At 61.2% G+C, this 18,560-nt stretch carries 21 protein-coding genes and 1 pseudogene; 12 read left to right on the forward strand and 10 right to left on the reverse strand.

Features of this window, described 5'->3' with window-relative positions; genetic code table 11:
• Window positions 1-93 precede the first annotated feature (93 nt).
• Genes AC0L3N_RS03945 through AC0L3N_RS03955 form a run of 3 tightly spaced genes read left to right on the forward strand, consistent with a single transcriptional unit; the run spans window position 94 to window position 3,159 of the window.
• Entirely contained in the window at window positions 94-540 is a 447-nt protein-coding gene (locus tag AC0L3N_RS03945; RefSeq protein ID WP_123147249.1) for a (2Fe-2S)-binding protein, read from the forward strand.
• A gap of 10 nt (window positions 541-550) precedes the next feature.
• Window positions 551-2,788, forward strand: a complete 2,238-nt coding sequence (locus tag AC0L3N_RS03950) for a xanthine dehydrogenase family protein molybdopterin-binding subunit (protein ID WP_473545751.1) — start codon at window positions 551-553, stop codon at window positions 2,786-2,788.
• Complete coding sequence (locus tag AC0L3N_RS03955) at window positions 2,785-3,159, forward strand: c-type cytochrome (protein ID WP_473545753.1); 375 nt, start codon at window positions 2,785-2,787, stop codon at window positions 3,157-3,159. The genes AC0L3N_RS03950 and AC0L3N_RS03955 overlap by 4 nt, the downstream gene beginning before the upstream one ends.
• Before the next feature lie 288 nt (window positions 3,160-3,447).
• Here the strand turns inward: AC0L3N_RS03955 and AC0L3N_RS03960 are convergent, their stop codons facing one another.
• Window positions 3,448-3,684: a hypothetical protein gene (locus AC0L3N_RS03960; protein ID WP_473545755.1), complete on the reverse strand. Its 237-nt coding sequence runs from the start codon at window positions 3,682-3,684 to the stop codon at window positions 3,448-3,450.
• A gap of 169 nt (window positions 3,685-3,853) precedes the next feature.
• Between AC0L3N_RS03960 and AC0L3N_RS03965 the strand changes: the two genes are divergently transcribed.
• Window positions 3,854-4,276, forward strand: coding sequence for a hypothetical protein (locus AC0L3N_RS03965; protein ID WP_473545757.1), 423 nt, complete (start codon window positions 3,854-3,856; stop codon window positions 4,274-4,276).
• Between the two features lie 58 nt (window positions 4,277-4,334).
• On the opposite strand, the gene AC0L3N_RS03970 is transcribed toward AC0L3N_RS03965, so the two are convergent.
• From AC0L3N_RS03970 to AC0L3N_RS03985, 4 genes are all read right to left on the reverse strand, one after another.
• Window positions 4,335-5,741 carry a PAS domain S-box protein gene (locus AC0L3N_RS03970; RefSeq protein WP_473545759.1) on the reverse strand — a complete coding sequence of 469 codons (1,407 nt, stop codon included), beginning with the start codon at window positions 5,739-5,741 and terminating at the stop codon, window positions 4,335-4,337.
• A gap of 288 nt (window positions 5,742-6,029) precedes the next feature.
• Entirely contained in the window at window positions 6,030-6,194 is a 165-nt protein-coding gene (locus tag AC0L3N_RS03975; RefSeq protein ID WP_077381102.1) for a DUF3309 family protein, read from the reverse strand.
• Window positions 6,195-6,496: 302 nt separating this feature from the next.
• Entirely contained in the window at window positions 6,497-6,718 is a 222-nt protein-coding gene (locus AC0L3N_RS03980; protein ID WP_123147253.1) for a hypothetical protein, read from the reverse strand.
• An 8-nt stretch (window positions 6,719-6,726) separates the two neighbouring features.
• Window positions 6,727-6,909, reverse strand: a complete 183-nt coding sequence (locus AC0L3N_RS03985; RefSeq protein ID WP_095486348.1) for a hypothetical protein — start codon at window positions 6,907-6,909, stop codon at window positions 6,727-6,729.
• 170 nt (window positions 6,910-7,079) lie between these two features.
• Between AC0L3N_RS03985 and AC0L3N_RS03990 the strand changes: the two genes are divergently transcribed.
• Entirely contained in the window at window positions 7,080-7,511 is a 432-nt protein-coding gene (locus tag AC0L3N_RS03990) for a hypothetical protein (protein WP_095491718.1), read from the forward strand.
• A 116-nt stretch (window positions 7,512-7,627) separates the two neighbouring features.
• Here the strand turns inward: AC0L3N_RS03990 and AC0L3N_RS03995 are convergent.
• Window positions 7,628-7,736, reverse strand: a pseudogene (locus AC0L3N_RS03995) (DUF4396 domain-containing protein); the annotation flags it as partial.
• Between the two features lie 92 nt (window positions 7,737-7,828).
• Here AC0L3N_RS03995 and AC0L3N_RS04000 point away from each other — a divergent pair.
• Window positions 7,829-8,362, forward strand: coding sequence for a YbhB/YbcL family Raf kinase inhibitor-like protein (locus tag AC0L3N_RS04000; RefSeq protein ID WP_473545762.1), 534 nt, complete (start codon window positions 7,829-7,831; stop codon window positions 8,360-8,362).
• Between the two features lie 118 nt (window positions 8,363-8,480).
• Here AC0L3N_RS04000 and AC0L3N_RS04005 read toward each other — a convergent pair whose 3' ends face one another.
• Window positions 8,481-9,335: an NADP-dependent oxidoreductase gene (locus AC0L3N_RS04005; RefSeq protein WP_473545764.1), complete on the reverse strand. Its 855-nt coding sequence runs from the start codon at window positions 9,333-9,335 to the stop codon at window positions 8,481-8,483.
• Window positions 9,336-9,765: 430 nt separating this feature from the next.
• Between AC0L3N_RS04005 and AC0L3N_RS04010 the strand changes: the two genes are divergently transcribed.
• The 4 genes from AC0L3N_RS04010 to AC0L3N_RS04025 all read left to right on the forward strand — a co-directional run bounded on the left by AC0L3N_RS04010 (window position 9,766) and on the right by AC0L3N_RS04025 (window position 12,569).
• Entirely contained in the window at window positions 9,766-9,972 is a 207-nt protein-coding gene (locus AC0L3N_RS04010; RefSeq protein ID WP_473545766.1) for a sugar phosphorylase, read from the forward strand.
• A gap of 57 nt (window positions 9,973-10,029) precedes the next feature.
• Window positions 10,030-11,439: a Do family serine endopeptidase gene (locus tag AC0L3N_RS04015; RefSeq protein WP_473545768.1), complete on the forward strand. Its 1,410-nt coding sequence runs from the start codon at window positions 10,030-10,032 to the stop codon at window positions 11,437-11,439.
• A gap of 172 nt (window positions 11,440-11,611) precedes the next feature.
• Window positions 11,612-12,049: a DUF2267 domain-containing protein gene (locus AC0L3N_RS04020; protein WP_473545770.1), complete on the forward strand. Its 438-nt coding sequence runs from the start codon at window positions 11,612-11,614 to the stop codon at window positions 12,047-12,049.
• A gap of 55 nt (window positions 12,050-12,104) precedes the next feature.
• Window positions 12,105-12,569, forward strand: a complete 465-nt coding sequence (locus AC0L3N_RS04025) for a YbhB/YbcL family Raf kinase inhibitor-like protein (RefSeq protein WP_473545772.1) — start codon at window positions 12,105-12,107, stop codon at window positions 12,567-12,569.
• Window positions 12,570-12,597: 28 nt separating this feature from the next.
• Here the strand turns inward: AC0L3N_RS04025 and AC0L3N_RS04030 are convergent, their stop codons facing one another.
• On the reverse strand, window positions 12,598-14,073 hold the full coding sequence (locus AC0L3N_RS04030; RefSeq protein ID WP_473545774.1) for an FAD-dependent oxidoreductase: 1,476 nt from the start codon (window positions 14,071-14,073) through the stop codon (window positions 12,598-12,600).
• A gap of 80 nt (window positions 14,074-14,153) precedes the next feature.
• Window positions 14,154-15,065 carry a hypothetical protein gene (locus AC0L3N_RS04035; RefSeq protein ID WP_473545776.1) on the reverse strand — a complete coding sequence of 304 codons (912 nt, stop codon included), beginning with the start codon at window positions 15,063-15,065 and terminating at the stop codon, window positions 14,154-14,156.
• A gap of 303 nt (window positions 15,066-15,368) precedes the next feature.
• Between AC0L3N_RS04035 and AC0L3N_RS04040 the strand changes: the two genes are divergently transcribed.
• Window positions 15,369-16,328 (forward strand): PfkB family carbohydrate kinase, encoded by a 960-nt coding sequence (locus AC0L3N_RS04040; protein WP_473545778.1) that lies wholly within the window; start codon window positions 15,369-15,371, stop codon window positions 16,326-16,328.
• Between the two features lie 210 nt (window positions 16,329-16,538).
• On the forward strand, window positions 16,539-17,183 hold the full coding sequence (locus tag AC0L3N_RS04045) for a hypothetical protein (protein WP_473545780.1): 645 nt from the start codon (window positions 16,539-16,541) through the stop codon (window positions 17,181-17,183).
• Between the two features lie 269 nt (window positions 17,184-17,452).
• On the opposite strand, the gene AC0L3N_RS04050 is transcribed toward AC0L3N_RS04045, so the two are convergent.
• Entirely contained in the window at window positions 17,453-18,511 is a 1,059-nt protein-coding gene (locus tag AC0L3N_RS04050; protein WP_473545782.1) for a LacI family DNA-binding transcriptional regulator, read from the reverse strand.
• Window positions 18,512-18,560 lie beyond the last annotated feature (49 nt).

Consider the following 18,560-nt stretch of genomic DNA (forward strand, 5'->3'; position numbering starts at 1 on the left):
CCTAATGCTCTTGATCGGGAGCGGCTACCCTGCAGGTCCGACAAGCCAACAGCCAGTCGTGTTGGCTTTCTCGCGAACCAAAAGGTGAAGGCCATGGAACTGACCATTAACGGCTCGACATTTCAGGTCGACGTCGAACCGGATACGCCGCTGCTCTGGGTAGTACGTGAAACCCTGGGTATGACCGGCACGAAGTATGGCTGCGGCGTCGCCCAGTGCGGCGCATGCACGGTGCTGATCGACGGACAGGCCACGCGATCCTGCGTGACGACGGTGGACAGCGTCGTCGGGATGGCGATCACGACGATCGAGGCGATCGAGCAGGATACCGAGGGCCGGAAGGTGGTCGAGGCGTGGCTCGCCAATCAGGTGCCGCAATGCGGCTACTGCCAGTCCGGCCAGGTGATGGCTGCCACAGCGCTCCTCAAGCAGACTGCGCAGCCCACCGAGGACGACATCGCCGGCGCGATGGTGAACCTCTGCCGCTGCGGCACCTACAACGCGATCTCGGCTGCCGTCCGGCAGGCCGCCCAGGCGTGAGGAGGAAACTATGAACGACATGACTCCTAGTTGGAATCACTGGTCCACAGGCAGCGAGGACGGTCCGCTCAACATCTCGCGCCGCAGCTTCCTCGGTGGCGCCGCAGCGCTCGTCTTATCCGTCACGGTGCCAGTCGGAAGCGCCCGGGCGCAGGCCGCCGTATCCATCACGCCCGGAGCTCGCGTCAGTGCCTTTCTGGAAATCCGCCCTGATAGCACCGTGCTGTTCCGCAGTGCCTTCATCGAGGGCGGACAGGGCATCTTCACCGCCATGGCGCAGATTGTCGGTGAGGAGTTGGATGTCGATCCCGTGAACTTCACGGTCGAGGGAGCGCCTCCCGGTCCCGATTATCTCCTGACCGGCGGCGGCCGCTTCACCGGCGGCAGTATGTCGGTGCGCATGAGCTACGAGACCATGCGCAAGCTCGGCGCCTCGGCACGCCAGATGCTGCTGCAGGCAGCGGCTGCGCGGCTCGGGCTGTCCATCTCGGACCTATCCACCGAACCGGGCCGCGTGGTCCATGCAGCGTCCGGGCGGGCGATCCCTTACGGCGAGATCGCCGATGCGGCCGCCGATCTGTCGGTGCCGACGGATGTCGTGCTGCGATCCCGCGACGATTTCCGCTGGATTGGCAAGCCCGTTCGCCGGCTCGACGGGCGCGAGAAGTCGACGGGACGCGCGCAGTATGCGATCGACCTCAAGGTGGACGGTATGCTTCACGCCGCCGTCCAGCACAGCCCGCGTCTCGGCGGGGAGCCGGGCGCCTTGACGAACGAGGCCGAGGTTCAGGCCATGCCCGGCGTGCACTCGATTCACCGCTTGCCTGGGGCCGTGTCGGTCGTCGCCGACAGCTGGTGGCGAGCGCGCCGCGCGGTGGAAACTCTGCAGGTGACCTGGACGGAGCCTGCGGCTGCAGCGCCTCGCGCCATGCCGGCTGATTTCTCCTCCGAGACCCACAAGGCAATGTTGAAGTCGACACCCGGAGACGGCGTCGCTTTCGAGCAGGTAGGCGACGCCGCAGGCACCCTTGCCGGCGCAGCGCGGATTGTGGAGGCGACCTATGACGCTCCCTACCTCGTGCACGGGCAGCTCGAGCCGCCCTCGGCGATCGCGCATTGGAATGCGGACGGGACTCTCGAGCTTTGGATCCCAAACCAGGCGCCCGAGATGTTCCAGGCCGAGGCTGCAAAGGTCGCGGGCATCGAGCCGGGCAAGGTGATCATCCACTCCCCTATGCTCGGCGGCTTCTTCGGGCGGCATTTCCTCTATCAGACGGCCAATCCGTTCCCGCAGGCGATCCTGCTAGCGAAGGCGGCAGGTCGTCCCGTCAAGCTCATCTGGAGCCGCGAGGAGGAATTCCTGCGCGACACGTTGAGACCAATGGGGGTCGCCCGTTTCCGCGCCGGTCTCGACGGCGACGGTTTGCCGGTCGCTCTGGATGCCGTTGCGGTGGGTGAAGGTCCGACAGGACGTTGGTTCGGCCGCCAGCCGGACAAGGTGGACAGCTCTGCCGTCGAAGGCATCGCGGGTAAAATCTATGCGATTCCGAACCGGCGCGTCGGCCAGGTTCACGTCGACGACCCGGCGATCATCGGCTTCTGGCGGTCGGTTGGTCATTCGATGAACGACTTCTTCTACGAGACGTTCTTCGATGAAATGGCCGACGCAGGTCAGCAGGACCCCTACGAACTGCGGCTGCGGCTTCTCGCGGACAGCCCGCGCCACAGCAATCTTCTGCAGGCAGTCGCCGATCTGTCCGGGGGCTGGAAGCGCGGTCCCTTCGCGGCAGAGGACGGCAGCCGCCGCGCGCGCGGCGTCGCGATGGCCTCGCCCTTCGGCAGCGAGGTGGCGACGATCGCCGAAGTCTCGCTGCGCGACGGCGAGGTTGTCGTGCACCAGATCTGGGTGGCCATCGATCCCGGAAGCATCGTCAATCCGGCCATCATCGAGGCACAGGTGAACTCGGCGGTCGCACTTGGCCTGTCCTCGGCGCTGCTGGAGGAAGTCGTCTATGTCGACGGCATGCCGCAGGCGCGCAATTTCGACGGCTATCCCATCCTGCCGCCAGACCGCATGCCGCGCGTGCATGTTCGCATCGTCGAAAGCGGTGCGCCGATGGGCGGCATCGGCGAGCCTGGCCTGCCCGGCGTGCCGCCGGCGGTGGTTAATGCCGCCTCGGTGCTCACGGGCCAGCGTATCCGCAGCCTGCCCCTCTCGAAGCTCGACCTGAAGGGCATGGAAGGATGAGGAATCTCGTACTACCTGCCTTGACGATGATTGCAGCAAGCTGGGCAACGGATCTGTCCGTTGCCCAGGAGGCGGATCCCGGTTCAGGAGAGCGCCTGTTCCGGCAGCGCTGCGGGGCCTGCCACCAGATCGCGACCACCCGGAACGGTGCCGGACCTCACCTGCAGGGCGTCGTCGGCCGCGCCGCCGCCAACGTCGAAGGCTTCAACTACTCGCCCGCCCTGCGCGACTCCGGCGTCACCTGGACGTCCGAGACGCTGGAAACCTACCTCGCGAATCCGACTGCCATGGTGGGCGGCACACGAATGGTTCAGCGCTTCAACAATGCCGAGGAGAGGCGCGCTATCATCGAATTCCTGAACAGCATGTAGCGCGGCGCCAGAGCCTGTTCGGGCAGCGCTTGATTCCCCGGTGTCCCCCGACTTTTCGAGGCTGTAATTGATGGCCAGGCCGCCACCGACCGTGGGTAATGCCTGTTTGTGCCGGCCTAGCATTTCATCTGCTTGCCGTCGGTTACCTTTAGTCCACTTTGAAGCCGGCTATATCTGGCGAGACGGCCAATGCATATCGCGCAAAAGTGTGCAGCGGTTTGCGATAACAACATGCATAAAACGACAACCTAAAGCGCGTCGCGTGAGGCCGGTCGAACGCGACGCGCTTTAGTCGCGAGACGGTCCATCAACAATCCCGGAATTGGGCAGAATTCCAAAATCCTGTGACTTGGCACCTTGTGCCGCGATCAAAAATCCGTCGGCGCGGAGACCTCGCCGCAGCAACTCTCTGACGGCCGCCGATCGGCTTGGCATGCGCCTTTCGAAACGCCAGTTTTCCAGTGCAGCCAATTCATCAGCAGTCAGCATGATCTGCAGTCGTTCGGGTCTTTCCAGTTCGGCCATTTCTGCCTCCAGCCGCTCAAAGTTAGTATTTAGCTAAGAGTTAGGGAAAGGCTGAGTGTGCGTCAAGGTCGGTCAATAAGCCGTTGGCGTGAAAGGCCCGGAGTTAATATGAGGCGTCGATTGCGTATCCTGCGTGATATGCTAACTAGTTGATTTTACAGGCAATTTTTTGGATTTCAGCTTGTTATTAGAGCCGATCTGGCGCATGCTGATCCCGAGGGACAAACCGCTCCTGAAAGGAGGGTTCTCCATGAGAGACGGTTATTCGGTTCGTTTGTGTCACGACGTCGACCGGCAAGTGTGGGCAGCCGCCCGGTGCAAGGGGATAGTCAATGTCACTGCGGTGGCTGAGACCGTGCGGCTGCGAAATCTCGCCGAAAACGTTGCGCTTGAAGACATCGAATGCCTGGTGTTGCAAGCCGCCCAGTTCTACGGGGCAGCCATGGAATTCGACAGCCTGGCCGCCTTCGAATTGGCTAACGTCCATCGGCTCTCAGTTCATCGCGATGCTTTGCCTGGGAGAGGCAACCTCGACGTTCTGGAGGACAGGGCAGTTTTGCTCTATCTTCGCCAGCCGGACCGAACGCAATAGGTCCGGCTGAGCGTCAGCACAGTCGGTCGGAGGGAAGCGTTCAGCTTCCCGGGCGCGTTCAATCGGCCGCGTTATCCTGCATTGACGCCTGGACGAAATGCAGCGGCGCCTCGAGCGTCCAGGTGACGCCTTGCTCGTGGAACTCCAGCCGCCCGCTGCCGCTGAGCGCTTGTGGCGCCACGCGCTCGAGGACGACCGCTCCGAAACCGCGCCCCCTGACAGCGTCCAGGATCGGCCCGTCCAACTCACGCCAGACCAGTCGAAAGGTGTCGGCGCCGTCGCCGGCAGGGACCACATTCCAATCGATTTCGACGCGTCCGCCGTTGCAGGACAGCGCTCCATGTTTTGCCGAATTGGTGGCGAGTTCGTGAAAGGCTATGCCGAGATACTGCACGGCATTCGGCTGCAGAATCAGCATTGGCCCGGCCCTCGATACGCGGGACTGCGCTGCAAAGGCCTTGAGCTGTGCCTTGATGAGTTCGCCGACCGTGGCGCCGCGCCACTCGGCATTGACCAGGAGATCATGGGATTCCGAAAGCGCCGTGATGCGCTCCCGGACCTGCCCGAGGAAAGCCTCAGGTGTGCTCGTCAGCTTGCTGGTCTCGCGGATCATCGAGATGATGACCGAGAACTGGTTCTTCACCCTATGGTTGACTTCGCGCATGAGCAGACGGATGCGCCGTTCGTTCTCCTTGTGGGAACTGATGTCGCGCGCAATCTTGGAGGCGCCGACGACCCTCCCGATGGCGTCGCGGATCGGCGAGACGGTGAGCGAGACGGAAACGAGCGTGCCGTCCTTGCGCAGTCGCATCGTCTCATAGGAGGGGACGCGTTCGCCGGCGCGGATGCGGCTGATGATCGAGACTTCCTCGTCGAGACGATCGGGCGGAATGAGCATCGTCACCGGCCGGCCGATCGCCTCGGCAGGCGTGTAGCCAAACAGGCGTTCTGCAGCGTCGTTCCAGCTGGTGATAATGCCATTCATGTCCTTCGAGACGATGGCGTCCATCGACGACTCGACAATGGCGGCAAGACGCATGCGGGCTTCATCGCCCAGCGTCTGCGTGCGCAGGTCGAGCAGCGTGTTGATCGCACCGACAACATTGCCCGCTTCGTCGCGAAGCAGGCGTGGGTGAGCCCTGAATGGGACGAGTTCGCCATCCGGCCGCTCCGCAATCGCCTGGTCCCAGGAGACATCCCGTCCTTCGCGCAGCGCCACGGCCATCGGACACTCGCCATGAGCCATATCCCGACCGTCCAGGTGACGAAGCTTCCACGAGCCGCACCATAGGTGCCGACCGACAACAGGACGATGGCCCCAGAGCTCGGCTGCGGCTTCGTTGAAGAAGGTGATACGTCCCTGTTCGTCGACGGTGTAGATGGCGACGGGCAGTGCCTGCATCAGATCGGCAGTCGGAATCCCCGGAACTCCGAGGCCGATATCGGCTTGTTCAACGAAGTTCACGTATGGGCGCCATTCTCGTGGATTTCTACAGCGGACATAATGCCCTTGAGCGATTTCGGTTCCGTCGGGACAATCACGTGCGCCCCTTTGCCCGCAGCCGCGGCGACATTCCCGGACGAGGCCTAAAGCGCGTCGCGTTCGACCGACCTCAACCGACCTCACGCGACGCGCTTTAGGTTGTTGTTTTCATGCATGTCGTTATCGCAAAACCGCTGCGCACTTTTGCGCGACATGCATTAGAGCGACACCGGATCAACGCTGAAGTTTGTCCACCTAATCGTGCGGGCACTAAATGCGTCCGAGAAGGACCAGGATAATCAAGATCAGCAGCACGAGACCGAGGCCGCCACCGCCATAATAGCCAGTGCCGTAGAACGGCCCGCCACCCAGACCGCTGAACCCGCCAAGCAAGATAAGGATCAAAATGATGATGAGTATGGTTCCGAGGCTCATGGTGGTTCTCCCATTCTTGCGCTGCCGCACCATACAAGGGCACGCCCATGCGCCTGTTGATGACGGTATGAACTCCCAGAGGGCCTTCCTGTTCCACCGGAAGTAGCATCGTTGTCGCTCGTCTAGCGGGAAAAGCCGGTAGGCTCACGAGAAAGCCCGCCGGCCGGGAGCCAGCGGGCCCGGACCACTGCGCCAGGCGGGTGCTCACAGTCAGACGGCCTGATGATGTTCGGCGCCTCGGATTTTCATGCGAAAATGCGAGGCGCCACGCCGCAGGCTTCAACGAAGACGTGAATAACTATTCACCTTCCTTGGCGTGCCGGTCGGGTGCCGCCGCCCTTCTTTTCGGGGTCATGAGTATGGTGGCTGTCGCGTTCGCCTCCGCCGCCTGAGATCTTGCTGCGGCTGCGCAGATCGGAATCGGCTGGCGGCTTTTCTATCACCAGCGGCTCCTTGGCATTTTCGTGCGATGCGCCAGGACCGCCATGACGGATGCTGGCGCGGGTCTTCTTCGACGTGGACATGAAATCACCTAACGGTCCTGCTGGTAGCCTTGATGGGTCGTATTGACCCTCGTGTTGCCCTGCTGGCCCTGTTTGTCGGGATTTGGGGCGGAATGGCTGTGCTGCGTTTGGTCGACGGGAACCGACTTCTTGTCGCCGGGACCCTTAGGGCTCTGGTTTTCTGCCGGTACGGGTGGTGGTTTTGTGCTCATGACGTTCTCCTTTCATTAGCCAAAACAAGCAGGCCCCCGAGAAGGTTCCTGATAGGAACCGTGCGAGGGGCAAACTTCTAACATTGCCAATTCCGGCCTTGTCGGCGCGTCGCAGCGCAATAATCTTTTGTTAGGGCGTGGGCACTTCGACCTATCGAAAGGAGCCGACCATGAAACACCAAACACTCGACCAACTGCAGACAATTGCAAAAGTTGAGCCCTCGGCGACATACCCGACCATGTCTCGGACGCAGCGGATCGAGCGTTGGGCAAAGCTTCTCGAACAAAATCCACGGCGTTGCCTTGGAGCGCTTTCAGGCACCGAATATCTCAGTCCTGAAGCCCGTGCTGTAGCGCGTGGCGCTGGCTCGCCGATCACCGTTGCCTATGAGGATCCGGTGCTGCGCGCCATGGGTCTGAAAGATGATACCTACGGTGAGGCAAAGCGCTTCTTCGAACTCAGTGACTGGCAGTTGCACAACATCGTCTGTCACTGCCACGTCGGTGCTACGATGCAAGCGCGATGGGCTGCCGCCAGAGTTCGCCGGACAATTACCGGCAACAGACTTCTGGCTTGGCTGAGGGCAAGGTTTGTGCATTGAGGCCAGCGCAGAACGGTGACGACAAGTCTTGATCGTTCTCGTTCGCGACTGGCCGCCAGGTGCTGGTGGCATTTGCCTGCAACGCAGTGGATGGTGGAGCCGATGCCGTGCTTTCAGAGCGGCCGGGTGAAGACCTCATGCTCGCCCGGTCGGGGCTCATTGTCGGCGAGCACGAATTCGAGCGGACCCCATCTAAAGGGTGACCAGGATGAAGCTCGACTTCATGGGAACACGGCCCGCGCTCATACGATCCATACCACCACATATGCATCGCTCTCGGAGGAACAATAGCCGGTTGTGGTTGTTGGGATCGTCTGATGGAAGAAGGCAGCTACGAGAGCGCCCAGCGCCTCTATTTCGACGAGTCTAGCCGAGCAAGGAAGAAAGTGATGGCGTTCACTTTGACCAGTCCCGCCTTTCAGAACGGCCAGCCGATTCCGGATCGTCATGCCCGGCGCGGCGATAATCTCTCTCCGTTTCTGGAATGGAGCGATCCGCCGCCGGGCACTCACAGCTACGTGCTCGTCATGGAAGATACGGATGCACCGTCACAGGCGTCCCGGCATTGGGTCGTCTACGACATCGGCGGAGACCGGCGTCATTTGGCCGAAGGTCGGAGTTCCAAAGCGCGAACCGAGGACCTGCCTCATGGCTTCAATGATTTCGGTAATCTTCTCTACGATGGACCCGACCAGCATCCGGGCGGTAAGCCACACACCTACCGCTTCAGGCTCGCGGCCCTTGGCATTGCCAATCTTCCCATCGGCCCGGAGCCCGATGCCCTGGTCGTGTGGCAGGCTGCCCGTGAAAACATGTTGGGTGAGGCGGAATTAATCGGCACTTACGGATGAATCAGCGCCAAGCAGCTTCTGCTCGTAATGGCTGAATGCGGTCCGCAGTCAGTTGCCCGTCAGCACGGCTTGTCCGCAGAATTGGTTCACTTTGAACTTGAACTTCGAGCATCCGGGCTCAGGCGGCCACCTGAAGCACGATCTTGCCGCGCGTATGCTCTCTCTCTAGCCGTTCCTCGGCCTTAGCGACCTCCTCCAGAGGATAAGTCGCCTGCACGAACGGAGTTACCTTGCCGGCGTCAATGAGGTGGCTGATCCTCGCAAGCTGCGCCGCATTTGGCTCAGCCAGATAAGAAACGCCACGCGCCTGATGCAGGTGTGCCTGTTCGGCCGAGGGCTCAGAAACGGTGGAAACAAGTATCCCGCCGGGCTTCAGTACACTCCAGGAGCGGTCCTGTGTGTCGCCCGCGACCAGATCGAAAACCATATCGATGTCTTCGACCTCATCCTCGAAGCGCTGGCTCTTGTAGTCGACGGCCTGGTCGGCGCCAAGCTCGCGGACGAAATCGAAATCTTCGGCAGCAACGGTTGTCACGACAAATGCGCCCGCAGCCTTGGCAAACTGAATCGCCAGATGTCCGACACCGCCGGCGCCGCCATGGATGAGAACCCGCTGCCCGGATTTGAGGTCGCCATGGTCGAAAAGGCCCTGCCATGCTGTAGTCCCCGCAAGCGGCACGGCGGCGGCTTCCACATGGCTTAGACGTTCCGGTTTTGCCGCCGCTTCCGTCGCCTTGACCACGACGTATTCGGCGTTGCCACCGCGGTCGTTGCCAAGCATCGCAAACATCGGATCGCCCTTCTTCAACGTATGCGCCCGCGTGCCGCACAGCTCCACCACGCCCGATACGTCGCGGCCGAGCGTAACGGGCAGGTCCCCGCCCGCCGAACCCTCGCGGGTCTTGCAGTCGACGGGATTGACGCTCGCTGCGCAGACCTTGAGCGTGACCTCGTCGTCACGGGGCTGAGGCATCGGGACTTCATCCAGCGACAGAACCTCTGGTCCGCCAAACCTATGAACACGGACTGCTTTCATGGTCACCATAGAGTTCCTCCTTGTTTCGGGGTCCAGCGCAGGTCTGGAAGCGGGACGAGCATCGGGTGAATGGGATACGAGGCGATCCTGGCAGTCGAATGCGGATTTCACCAATCACTGGGGCCATCATCTTTCACTTAATCCGCTTCAAAGCCTTGCCCACCTAACCGGATTGCGGGCTGGAAGTTCCGATGAATTTCCGGGTTCGGGTCGTGGCATTCAAAGACCGTTCTCTCGGGCTCTACGAGAGACCTTGCGCAGAGTTCATCCCGTGACATTCCCGCAATCTCGTCAGGGAACTTTTCTGGAGGCACATGGTTGGAATGTGCGGCCGAAAGAATCCGGGGCTGTGCCAAGGAGGTTCGCCATGAAGCTTCGCGAGTTGATGGACCAAGTGAAGGATATGCCACCGGATACTCTGGTCTGTGCTGCCGAGATTGACGAGGCCTTTGCGGCCAACATTGCTGGCATAGAAACAGTAAAAAGTGCCCGGATCGAAAGCCGCAAGCCGGACGGCACCGAAGCCGTCGAACTCGCCAACGGGAACGACAAGGTTGTCGTAATCCGCTGGTGAACTGCTGGCTGGAGCCGTCGCATGCTTGATCACTGAGCGCTGGAGGAGTCGCAGACCATGTTTCCGGTATTAAACAAAAGACTCTGCGCCGGCCTGATTGCCGCAATTCTGATATTCCCAGCGGGCGGCCTTGCTCCGCTCGCAGCCCAGGAAATCCCGAACGACTTCACGGCGATCGTGCGCGAGAAAATTCCAGCCGTGGTCGCAATAACGACCAAACAGATCATCCAGGACCAGGCGACGCTGGATGACTTTTTCAATCCTTTCGGTGGGCCCGGCCTCGGACCGGCGCAACCACAGGTGCGAGAGGCTCTCGGTTCCGGCTTTGTGATCAGCCCCGATGGGTACATCGTCACCAACAACCATGTCGTTGCCGATGCAAGCGAAATCCATGTCGTATTCTCCGACAAGCAGACTTTGCCTGCGCGGCTCGCCGGCCGGGATCCGGCAACCGACATCGCGGTGCTGAAGATCGACCCACGGCCCAACATGATAACGACCGCCTGGGGTGACTCCGATGCAGTACAACCCGGCGCATGGACGATCGCGATCGGCAGTCCGTTCGGGCTCGGTGGGACCGTCACCGTCGGTGTGCTTTCGGCCCGTTCGCGCGACATCAATGCCGGTCCTTACGACGACTTTCTCCAGACCGACGCCTCAATCAATCGCGGCAATTCCGGCGGTCCCCTGTTCAATGCGCGCGGCGAAGTGATCGGGGTCAATACGGCCATCGTATCTCCCACAGGGGGCAGCATAGGGATTGGCTTTGCGGTACCATCCCGCACCGCCCGGAACGTCGTCGACCAGTTGATCCGCACCGGCAGGATCGAGCGCGGTTTCATCGGAGTACGCCTCCAGGAGGTCACGCCGTCGATTGCCGAGGCGCTTGGAGTAGCTGGCAGCAAAGGAGCGCTGGTCGCTTCCGTCGAGCCCGGCAGTCCGGCAGAGCAGGCAGGCATACAGGCGGGAGACGTGATTACGCGTTTTAACGGCAAGGACATCCAGAACGTCCACGATCTGACGCTCGCGGTTGCGAGCCGAAGGCCGGGGACAAAGACGACGCTGACAAGGAACCGCGGGGGCAGCCAACAGGAAATAGCTCTGACCGTCGGCCAGCGTGACGATGAGGAGGAACAGACCGGTGCCGTTCCGGGACCGGAAGAAGCGCCGGACCAACGGCTCGGACTGTCGCTCAGTCCGATCCCAGATGAGGCGCGCCAGCAGCTCGGACTTCAGCCGGGCACCGCCGGGTTGTTCGTGCAAGAAGTGGCGCCGAACAGCCTCGCCGACCAAAACGGCCTCCGCGCGGGCGATGTGATCGTGTCAGCCAATAACCGGGATGTGACACAGCCGTCGGATATACAAGAGGAGTGGACGAAATCCCGCCAGCAGAACAAGCCCATATTGTTCCGCATCAACAGGCAAGGGCAATCGCTTTTCGTTGCCGTGGCCACGGCCAAATCTTGACGGGCCAGATCTTGACGAGAACGCGTTGAGCATAAGCTTGGCGAGTGTAAGGCTTGGCCGAATAGGTCACACGCTTTCGCGAAGGCGGTCTTTACGCTGGCAACGGGAACAACAGCCGACCAAGACCGTTTCGTCCAATGAGTCATTCGAACAGCAGAAAAAGGAGGCTTCGATGAGCGCCACCGGACTCGACGTATTCGACAAGACGCTGCAGACCACAAACATCTGGCTCGACGAGATCATGGCCGAGATGGGACCGGATCGGCAGATCGCATGGCATGTTCTTGGAGCGGTGCTCCACGCCCTGCGGGACCGCATGCAACCAGACCTTGCAGCCCACCTCGGCTCCCAGCTGCCGATCCTCGTGCGCGGCGCCTACTACGACCAATATCAGCCTTCCAAGACCCCTGAGAAGTTGCGATCGCTCGACGAGTTTCTAGCCAAAATCAAGGCGGAGCTGGAATTCACCCGACCGGTCGCTTCCAAGGATGCATTCAGGGTCGTATCCAAGGTGCTCGCTCACCATGTGGGAGAGGGGCAGATGACCAAGGTTTGGGAATCCTTGCCAGCAGAAATCAGGCGCGTCGCGGAAGCTCAGCAAGCGGCGTGAAACAGCGCAGGAATCTCGGCAGTCTCGCCCGTAACGCTTCTTTGAGGAAATAGAAATGCCACTTACCCTTATCAGCCCGGCGTTCCCGGCTGGCGGGAAAATCCCTGAAAGGTATACCCGTGACGGCCAGAACGTCTCACCACCGCTAAAATGGTCCGGTGTTCCGGACGGTACCAAGAGCCTTGTTCTTGTCGTGCAGGATCCCGACGCGCCGAGCGGGGTTTTCGGGCACTGGGCGGTGTTCAATATCCCGCCCGATGCCAGCGAACTCGCCGAGGCGCAGGATGGCAAGCCAGGTCCGTCGGCACTTCGCCAAGGCACCAACGATTTCGGCAATGCTTATTACGACGGCCCGCAGCCGCCAGTGGGGCATGGCGTCCATCATTATCATTTCCGGCTGGCCGCGCTCGACGTGCCGAGCCTCAGCGTGCCGGCACAGGCGGGCGTGCAGTCTGTCTGGAAGGAAGCCCAGAAGCATGCGCTGGAGCAGACTGAGCTGGTCGGAACCTACGCACGGTAACACCGGGCCGTGTCAGTCGCCGCCTTTTTTACAGCGCGGCCGGGGCAAGCGGTTTTCGAGCCGGGCCGTGGATGACCGAACCGTCGGCGGCGAAAATCGAGCCATGGCAAGGACAATCCCAGGTGTTGTCCGCGTTGTTCCAGGTCACTGTGCAGCCCTTGTGGGTGCATGTCGCCGAAACGGGGTGGAGTACCCCTTCAGTGTCTCTCCACGCCGCGATCTTTTCGTCACCCCTGACGATCACACCGCCCATGCCGGGCACGATGTCGTCGAGGCTTGAGACAATCGATTGGCTGCGGCCATTCTTATGAAAGTCCTCGGGATAAGACCGCGCCGGGTCATAGAGCCTTTGCCATGGGCTCGACCGAGCGCAGATCAAATCCGCGATCATCGTGCCTGCGGCCGTTCCATTGGTGATGCCCCAGGCGTTGAATCCCGTGGCGATATGAAAACCGGAGGCTTTGGCCGGATCGGGTTCGCCGGCATACGGAACTCTATCGGCCGTATCATAGTCCTCGTTACACCAGCGCCACGCAACGTCCCCAACTGGAAGGTTCATTCTTGCCCATTGTTCCAGCTCGACGAACCGTTTCGCCACGTCGCCGTCCTGGCCCGTGTCGAACTTGGGGCCGAGCGTGATCAGCAGTGGGCCTTCGGCGTCGCGGCCGGTGCGGATGGAATGCGTCGGATCGTCGATGCCGATGAACATGCCGTCGACGGCAAGAGGGTCATCGACCCGAAACGCCATGGCGGTGTGGCAGCGCGGCTGGGTGCGGTTCGCCATTCCGACGGGGCTCTTCACCGTCATGTTGGTGGCGACGACCACATGCTCGGCGTGAACGGTGCCGCTGTCGGTGACGACGCGCCAGCGGCTTGCCTCACCGATCGAGATCGCGCGGCTGTTTTCGAAAATGAGTCCGCCACGGGCCGTCACCGCTTGAGCCAGGCCAACCAGATACATCGCCGGATTGAACTGAGCCTGGTCGGAAAAACGCAGAGCGGCGGCCGTTTCGAAAGGCAGCGGCGCGCGCTTCAGAACATCGGCGTCCAGCCCAACTTGGCGCGCGGCCTCTGCCTCGGCCACGATCTCCGCGCGCCGGCTTGCATCGCAGGTGTAGGTATAGGCGTTCTTGGCCTCGAGGTCGCAGGGAATGGCATAGTTGCGAACCCATTCCCGGATCTGGACGGCGCCGGCGGAATTCGCATCGGCATAGGTCTGCGCCGGGTCCCGCCCGAAAGTGTCGATGAGATGGCGATAGATCAGCGCGTGCTGCGTCGTGATCTTGGCCGTTGAGCGGCCGGTCACCTGGCCGCCTGTCCGCAGGCCTTCGACGACGATCACCGACCGACCGGCCTCGCAGAGGCGAAGCGCCGTCGTAAGCCCGACAATCCCGGCGCCCACGACAACGGCCTCGGCATGGATCGAGCCCTCGAGCGGGGGATAGTTCGTGGCGGTGGCTGCCGCCACCCAGCAGCTTCCCGGTTTTCCCGAAAGAATGGCCATTTCACCGGCGTCCCATACGCTTCGATGCATCTCCATCGACAAACCCGCGCCGGCGCGAAAACGTTCCGGATTTACCGTCCTCAGTCGTCGTTTGGCCGTCCGGAAGCTACAAACGCACCGGGAAGATGCGAGGTGCAAGCCATCACCCAGGTGATCGCCTCGCGCTCGTATTCGTCGCCGGAGCGCCAATTCTCGAAGAAAGTGTTCAACCTCCCGATACGCTCGGGCCAGACGCCGGCGGCCTGCAGGCCCAGCGACACGCCGTAATTGGTGAAGGCGAACTTCATATCGGGCAGCCACGGCGCGCGGCTGAAATAGCCCGGCGGGTCGACCCACATCGTTTCCAAAGTCCGCAGCGAACGTTTCGTCTGCGCTTTGGCCCATGGCTCGGCGGGAAAGAAGTGGGCGAGCCACAGCATCATGCCGAGGCCGAGATCCTGTTCGATGTCGAGGGTGCGCCAGTCGCGCTCCATCAGGTCATGCATCTGCGCGATCTCGGGTGCCAGTGCGTCTTCATCGAGCATCCGGTAGGAGACGTAACCATCGTAGGCGTCCATGCTGCCGAGACCGTAACCGGGATAAGGACCGCTTAAATCCTCCTGCATTTTCCAGATCACGCCGCGGCCGGGGATCACGAAGGCCGGATGGATATCGCGCGCCAGCTCAATGCCGCGCGCGCGGTATCGCGGTTTCAGATCGCCGAGCCGCGCCAAGGCGAACAGCCACATCGCCAGGTAGTGGAAATACTGTCCGTCGCGATCTGCCGCTTCGCCGATCCTCAATCCGCGCAGCCGACCGAGCACACGCTCGACCTCCGCCACCAGCCGTTCAGCCTCACCCAGCCAACGTTTCTCGCCGAGCTCCTTGTAAAGCGAGACATAGAGCACGACCCCAAAAGCATCGGTCCAGAGATAGCGCAGGCCGTTGGGCCAGATGCCTTCGGCGTGCATCCAGTCGAGTTTTCGCAGGACATAGTCAACGTCACGCAGCATAACGCTGGTCTAGAACCCGAACGGATAAGTATCGGGTGCTCCGGCCTTGGCATGCTCCGACCCAAGCGGAGTGCCGACCGGCTATGTGCGCGTCGCAGTTGCGAGCATGCGGCATGTCGAGCATGTCTGCCTCCGTTCCGATTAGTCTGGGTCAGATCGCAAACGATCTGGTCGGCGGCGGGTTCCTTGGCCATCGCAATAAGCACCAGCCCGTTCCGCCGGCCCGACCCCGGAACCCTCCGTCTGTTCACGAGTTCCTGGGTCAGTCGCTCACTTCCGCACGAAATGGTTGAGGAGGTTTCATTGCCGCGCCCGATCGTGCTCTCGCTGGGCAGCATCAATGCCGATCTGCAGTTCGACGTTCAGGGTTCCCTTGGCGATGGCGGCACCGTCAGGGCCAGCGGCTTCGCCCAACGCGCCGGCGGCAAAGCCGCCAACGTTGCGTATTTCACCCATCGCCTCGGCGTTCCGATGAGGCTTATCGGGCGCGTCGGCGACGACCAGTTCGCGGAGATCGCAGTCGGTCCGCTGAAGGCGGCGGAGCTCGACCTCGGGTCCGTCGGCGTCGCCCGCGACGTCCCCACTGGCGTTGCTATCGTGGCGGTTCCGAAGGACGGCACGAAAGCCATTCTATCCGCGTCCAATGCCAACATGTCCTGGAATGACGCGGCCGTTGACAACGTCGTGGCAGCGATCAGGAATTCTCCTGATCGATCGATACTCGTTGCTGACTTTGAAATTCCCTTGCCAGTCCTGAATGCCGCCTTCGCGACGGCGCAAGAACGTGGGTTCAGAGTCCTGGTCGACCCGACATTCGCCGACCAAATCGATCGGTCGCAACTCTGTCGCTTCTGCGCGATTACGCCAAATCAGCAGGAGGCTTCGGATCTGCTTGGCCTGGCGATCGCCACCAATGACGATGCGGCCCGAGCGGCGCTCCAACTGAATGCGCTCGGGGCGGAGATAGCATGCGTTAAGCTCGAAGACGGTGGCTGCTTTCTCGCACTGGATCACGACGCAATGCAAATTCTCGCCCCGCCGGTCGATGTGATCGACAAGACGGGTGCAGGCGACGCGTTTATCGCGGCGATGGCCGTCGCCTTGCTCGACGGCAAGTCCGCCTACGACGCCGCTTGCTGGGGCGTCGCGGCTTCGGCGATTGCCGTCCGGAAAAAAGGCGCACAGGAATCCTATCCATCAATGATGGAACTCCAGCAGATGATCGGGTCAGTCGAACGCTGCAACGGACGTGAATTGGTATAGGCTGATGCCATTACTGTTAGGCCGGCGGCCGAAGACTGCGCCGTTACGGCCTGTGGCGAAGGTCACCTGCGCGCGCCCGGCAAAGCCTAAAGAATGGTTCGAGCCATTAGGATGTACCCGCATCCAGTATTTCGGCGATAAACCAATTCGTACCTTGTTTTTCCCTGTGCAATTGCCAACGATGGAAATGGATTGATTCGGAGCTTGTCTATGCGGGGACTGCAAGTGGCCCTGGCTGCGGTGATCTTGAGCATTTCAGTCAGTTCTGGACTCGCCGATGACAATTCTCCCTTTATCTATTTTGCGACCCAAGATCCTTTCACAGAGGGTCTGCCGACGAAGAATGATGTCTATGTCTTTGGTGGCGTGTTTGCGAGCGGGGCCTTCGGGGATACGATCAACGTTTTTGGTGCCGACTACACGGACAACTATATAATCGGGGCCGCATACGGTCGCGATCTCGTCGATATAGGCGCTGGTTTCGTTCTTGGTGGCGTCACCGGCGCGGCCATAAGATTTGGCGAAGACGATGATACGTCCGGCGAACTTTGGGTCGGAGCGCGACTTCGCCACCAGGGCCTTGTCATTGGTGATTTGGCGATTGCGCCCGCACTGACCGCTGGATTCAGTGCCGTTACAGGCCCTACCGAGATCGAGCGCGATCGCGAAATCCGCTACGATGGCGATGCATCGTTCCTCGGCTTCGTTGGTGCGGAGCTTTCGTTCAGAGTCAGGCAAGCTCCCAATGTCGAACTTGTCTACCAGCTCCATCATAGATCCGGCGCCGATGGTACAATTGGCGATATGAAAGAGGGTTCTAATGCGAACACTCTTGGAGTCCGTTATCGCTTCTAATGCTCGCTGCCGTTGGTCTTTTGCCTGCGCCCACGTGCCCCGTATTGGGCTCACAGTAAAGACGGCGACACTTCGTGATTTGCACGGGTGATGGCGACCGTGGGTCCAACATGGGATCACTGTGAGCGAAGCAGCCAGGAGATGGCGGCCGGCGGCACTTTCGGAGAAGAGATTCTGCGGCGGTTCGGCATCGGTCTCAATGCCGATCGGCATGATAAGCCATTGAAATCTCAGGGCGTGCAGGGTCACCCTGTCGCGCCATTTCGCACTCACGCTATATCCTTCAGAGTGTCGAGCGGCCCTTTCAGCGCAGACCTGGGCTGGATCAACTCTGGCGCAATCAGGAAGGTCTGTGGCGTCGTCGTCGGTTCATCGATCAGCTCGAACGCCTTCGTAATCATCGCCTCAACATTCTGCCGTACCATGATTACCGGGAAGGGCAGGAAGGAGCCGAACGGATCGTAGTCGTAGCAACCGACGACGAGCTCACTAAACATCTCCGCCGGCCGGCCCGCCATGAAACGCAGCAGACCTTCCATATTGATCGACGAATTGATGAACAGCGCGCGCGGCAGCTTGCCATGGCGTTGGTAAAACGCCTCAAAGGCACGCAAAGTTATATCAGGCGAATACCCGGAGGACTGCACACCGTCTTCAGGGTCGGCGCCCAGCAATGCCTTCTTGGTCGCATGGAAAGCGGCGATGCGTTCGCGGCTGGCGTGGTCGTTGCGGCCGCCAAACAGAAACAGCTCGTCCGGCCGCAGAGGATCATCATTGCCGAAGCGGCGGATGATTGCTTCCGTCAGCATCCGTGCGCCCCCATAATTGTCGCTGATCACCGAATGCGCCTTCGCTCCCGGCAGGTCGATGTTGATATGCCTCAGCCCCGCCGGTTCGCAGACCTCGTGCACACCGTCCGGATCGGTGGCGCCGACGATGAAGAGCTGGTCGATTGAATAGGAGATCAGCGTCTCCGCGGTCCGGCGTTCCTCTTCCGGGTCACGGCTGGCGCTAACCACGACCGGGCATTGGCCGCGGCTGCGCACATGCCCCTCAAACGTCTGCGCCATGGAGGAGAAGTAGCGATTGTCGTGGACGGGCAGCATCAGGCCGACCAGGCCCGATCGCGAGCGTCGCAAGCCTCGCGCTTGCAGATTGGTGGTGTATTGGTGGAGTTCGGCGAGGCCGAGAATTGTTTGCGCCGTACTTTCCTTGATGCGGCGCTTGCGCCAAGTGCCGTTCAGGACGGCACTCACGGTCGACGGCGAACTGCCCGATAGCACGGATAGGTCATAGATCGTCGCCTTCTTCTTGACCCGCTGATCCATCTGGCGCCTCCGGCGCGTCTATTTAGAGCAATATCCCGCTTGACGAGAG

It is taken from the genome of Mesorhizobium sp. WSM4807 (genome assembly GCF_055811615.1).

Coding starts and splice junctions, on each gene's coding strand:
- AC0L3N_RS03945 (WP_123147249.1), top strand. CDS start 94: ATGGAACTGACCATTAACGGCTCGACATTTCAGGTCGACGTCGAACCG.
- AC0L3N_RS03950 (WP_473545751.1), top strand. CDS start 551: ATGAACGACATGACTCCTAGTTGGAATCACTGGTCCACAGGCAGCGAG.
- AC0L3N_RS03955 (WP_473545753.1), top strand. CDS start 2,785: ATGAGGAATCTCGTACTACCTGCCTTGACGATGATTGCAGCAAGCTGG.
- AC0L3N_RS03960 (WP_473545755.1), bottom strand. CDS start 3,684: ATGGCCGAACTGGAAAGACCCGAACGACTGCAGATCATGCTGACTGCT.
- AC0L3N_RS03975 (WP_077381102.1), bottom strand. CDS start 6,194: ATGAGCCTCGGAACCATACTCATCATCATTTTGATCCTTATCTTGCTT.
- AC0L3N_RS03980 (WP_123147253.1), bottom strand. CDS start 6,718: ATGTCCACGTCGAAGAAGACCCGCGCCAGCATCCGTCATGGCGGTCCT.
- AC0L3N_RS03985 (WP_095486348.1), bottom strand. CDS start 6,909: ATGAGCACAAAACCACCACCCGTACCGGCAGAAAACCAGAGCCCTAAG.
- AC0L3N_RS03990 (WP_095491718.1), top strand. CDS start 7,080: ATGAAACACCAAACACTCGACCAACTGCAGACAATTGCAAAAGTTGAG.
- AC0L3N_RS04000 (WP_473545762.1), top strand. CDS start 7,829: ATGGAAGAAGGCAGCTACGAGAGCGCCCAGCGCCTCTATTTCGACGAG.
- AC0L3N_RS04005 (WP_473545764.1), bottom strand. CDS start 9,335: ATGCCTCAGCCCCGTGACGACGAGGTCACGCTCAAGGTCTGCGCAGCG.
- AC0L3N_RS04010 (WP_473545766.1), top strand. CDS start 9,766: ATGAAGCTTCGCGAGTTGATGGACCAAGTGAAGGATATGCCACCGGAT.
- AC0L3N_RS04015 (WP_473545768.1), top strand. CDS start 10,030: ATGTTTCCGGTATTAAACAAAAGACTCTGCGCCGGCCTGATTGCCGCA.
- AC0L3N_RS04020 (WP_473545770.1), top strand. CDS start 11,612: ATGAGCGCCACCGGACTCGACGTATTCGACAAGACGCTGCAGACCACA.
- AC0L3N_RS04025 (WP_473545772.1), top strand. CDS start 12,105: ATGCCACTTACCCTTATCAGCCCGGCGTTCCCGGCTGGCGGGAAAATC.
- AC0L3N_RS04030 (WP_473545774.1), bottom strand. CDS start 14,073: ATGGCCATTCTTTCGGGAAAACCGGGAAGCTGCTGGGTGGCGGCAGCC.
- AC0L3N_RS04035 (WP_473545776.1), bottom strand. CDS start 15,065: ATGCTGCGTGACGTTGACTATGTCCTGCGAAAACTCGACTGGATGCAC.
- AC0L3N_RS04045 (WP_473545780.1), top strand. CDS start 16,539: ATGCGGGGACTGCAAGTGGCCCTGGCTGCGGTGATCTTGAGCATTTCA.
- AC0L3N_RS04050 (WP_473545782.1), bottom strand. CDS start 18,511: ATGGATCAGCGGGTCAAGAAGAAGGCGACGATCTATGACCTATCCGTG.